2 protein-coding genes and 1 tRNA gene are annotated in these 2,321 nt (G+C 62.6%); all 3 read right to left on the bottom strand.

Going from position 1 to position 2,321, the window contains the following annotated elements:
- Positions 1-72: 72 nt before the first annotated feature.
- Positions 73-148, bottom strand: a tRNA-Val gene (locus KH616_RS24280).
- 58 nt (positions 149-206) lie between these two features.
- Entirely contained in the window at positions 207-479 is a 273-nt protein-coding gene (locus tag KH616_RS24275) for an HU family DNA-binding protein (protein WP_292253766.1), read from the bottom strand.
- Between the two features lie 156 nt (positions 480-635).
- Positions 636-2,321: endopeptidase La (gene lon, locus KH616_RS24270; RefSeq protein ID WP_292253764.1), on the bottom strand; the 1,686-nt coding region annotated here is incomplete at its 5' end.

The raw sequence follows: 2,321 nt of genomic DNA, 5'->3' as shown, positions 1-2,321 counted from the left end.
GACCCCCGGCGTGACAGGCCGGTATTCTAACCGACTGAACTACCACTCCTTGGTCTTGCTGAATCGCGAAACTGGTGGGTGCTGAGAGGCTCGAACTCCCGACCTACGCCTTGTAAGGGCGCCGCTCTACCAACTGAGCTAAGCACCCGTTCCGGACTCATATCTGGCTGCGATCTGCGTTTCGGCATCAACAACCAGCGAGTCCGCTACTTTAATGCATCTTTTAAGAATTTGCCAGCCCTAAATCGAGGAATTTTTGCGGCGCCGATCTCGATCGTCTTCCCGGTACGCGGATCGCGACCGTGTCTCGCGCGTCGCTCGGCGACAACGAACGTCCCGAAACCCGCGATCGTCACGCTTCCATCCTTTTCCAGCGTGTGCGTCACCGCGCCGATAAACGCGTCCAGCGCCCGAGCCGCCGACAGCTTCGACATGTCCGCCTGGCGCGCGATGTGCTCGATCAATTCCGTCTTGTTCATCCCCTCTCCGTCGATCATTCGCAGCAAACGCGGCACCGCCGGACAGGACGTCGCCGCCAAACCGCGCACCGACGCGAGAAGCACGTCGGCCGCACACAGAAAAAAACCCGCGGGCTAGCCGCGGGTTTCCTGAACAACTGTCACAAGGACAAGGACTTAATGCTTGACGACTTCCGTCGAGCCCGCATCCTTCGCCGTTTCCGCGACGGGCGCGGCGGCCTTTGCCTCTTCTTCCGGCGGCAGCGGCGTCGGCATCCGTTCGAGCGCGAGTTCGAGCACCTTGTCGATCCAGCGGACCGGCACGATCTCGATCGCGTTCTTCACGTTGTCCGGAATTTCCGCGAGATCCTTCACGTTCTCTTCCGGAATCAGCACGAGCTTGATCCCACCGCGATGCGCAGCCAGCAGCTTCTCCTTCAGCCCGCCGATCGGCAGCACCTCGCCACGCAGCGTGATTTCGCCCGTCATCGCGACATCGGCACGCACGGGAATACCCGTCAGCACCGACACCAGCGCGGTCGTCATCGCACCGCCGGCGGACGGACCGTCCTTCGGCGTCGCGCCTTCCGGCACGTGGATGTGGATGTCCTGCTTCTCGAACGCCTCGTCCTTGATGCCCAGACGCCGCGAACGCGAACGCACGACCGAACGCGCAGCCTCGACCGACTCCTTCATCACGTCGCCGAGCGAGCCGGTGCGGATCACGTTGCCCTTGCCCGGCATCACCGCGGCTTCGATCGTCAGCAGGTCGCCGCCCACTTCCGTCCAGGCGAGGCCCGTGACCTGACCGACCTGGTTTTCCTTCGCCGCGAGGCCGAAGTCGTACTTGCGCACGCCGAGGAACGTGTCGAGGTTGTCGCCGTCGACCTTGATCGCGCCCGACGCCTTCTTCAGCAGCAGCATCTTCACGACTTTGCGGCAGATCTTCGACACTTCGCGCTCGAGCGAACGCACACCGGCTTCGCGCGTGTAATAGCGGATGATGTCGCGGATCGCCTGCTCGGTGACCACGATCTCGCCTTCCTTCAGGCCGTTGTTCTTCTTCTGCTTCGGCAGCAGGTAGCGCTGCGCGATGCTGACCTTCTCGTCCTCGGTGTAACCCGACAGACGAATCACTTCCATCCGGTCGAGCAACGGCGGCGGAATGTTCAGCGAGTTCGACGTCGCGACGAACATCACATCGGACAGATCGAAATCGACCTCGATGTAGTGATCGGCGAACGTGTGGTTCTGTTCCGGATCGAGCACCTCGAGCAGCGCCGACGACGGATCGCCGCGGAAATCCATGCCCATCTTGTCGACTTCGTCGAGCAGGAAGAGCGGATTGCGCACGCCGACCTTCGTGAGGCTCTGCAGGATCTTGTCCGGCATCGAACCGATGTACGTGCGACGGTGGCCGCGGATCTCGGCTTCGTCACGCACACCGCCCAGCGCCATGCGGACGAACTTGCGGTTCGTCGCACGTGCGATCGACTGGCCGAGCGAGGTCTTGCCGACGCCCGGAGGCCCGACGAGGCACAGGATCGGCGCCTTGACCTTGTCGACGCGCTGCTGCACCGCGAGATACTCGAGAATCCGTTCCTTGACCTTCTCGAGGCCGAAGTGATCCTCGTCGAGCACCTGCTCGGCGTTCGACAGGTCGTTGTTGACCTTGCTCTTCTTGCGCCACGGCAGGCCGATCAGCGTGTCGATGTAATTGCGCACGACCGTCGCTTCCGCCGACATCGGCGACATCAGCTTCAGCTTCTTCAGCTCGGCGTCGGCCTTCTTCTTCGCATCCTTCGGCATGCGCGCGGCGTTGATGCGCTTCTCGAGTTCCTCGAGATCGGCGCCTTCCTCGCC

Source organism: Burkholderia sp., from assembly GCF_018375725.1.
Lineage (GTDB): Bacteria > Pseudomonadota > Gammaproteobacteria > Burkholderiales > Burkholderiaceae > Burkholderia.
This window is presented reverse-complemented; position numbering and strand designations above follow the sequence as displayed.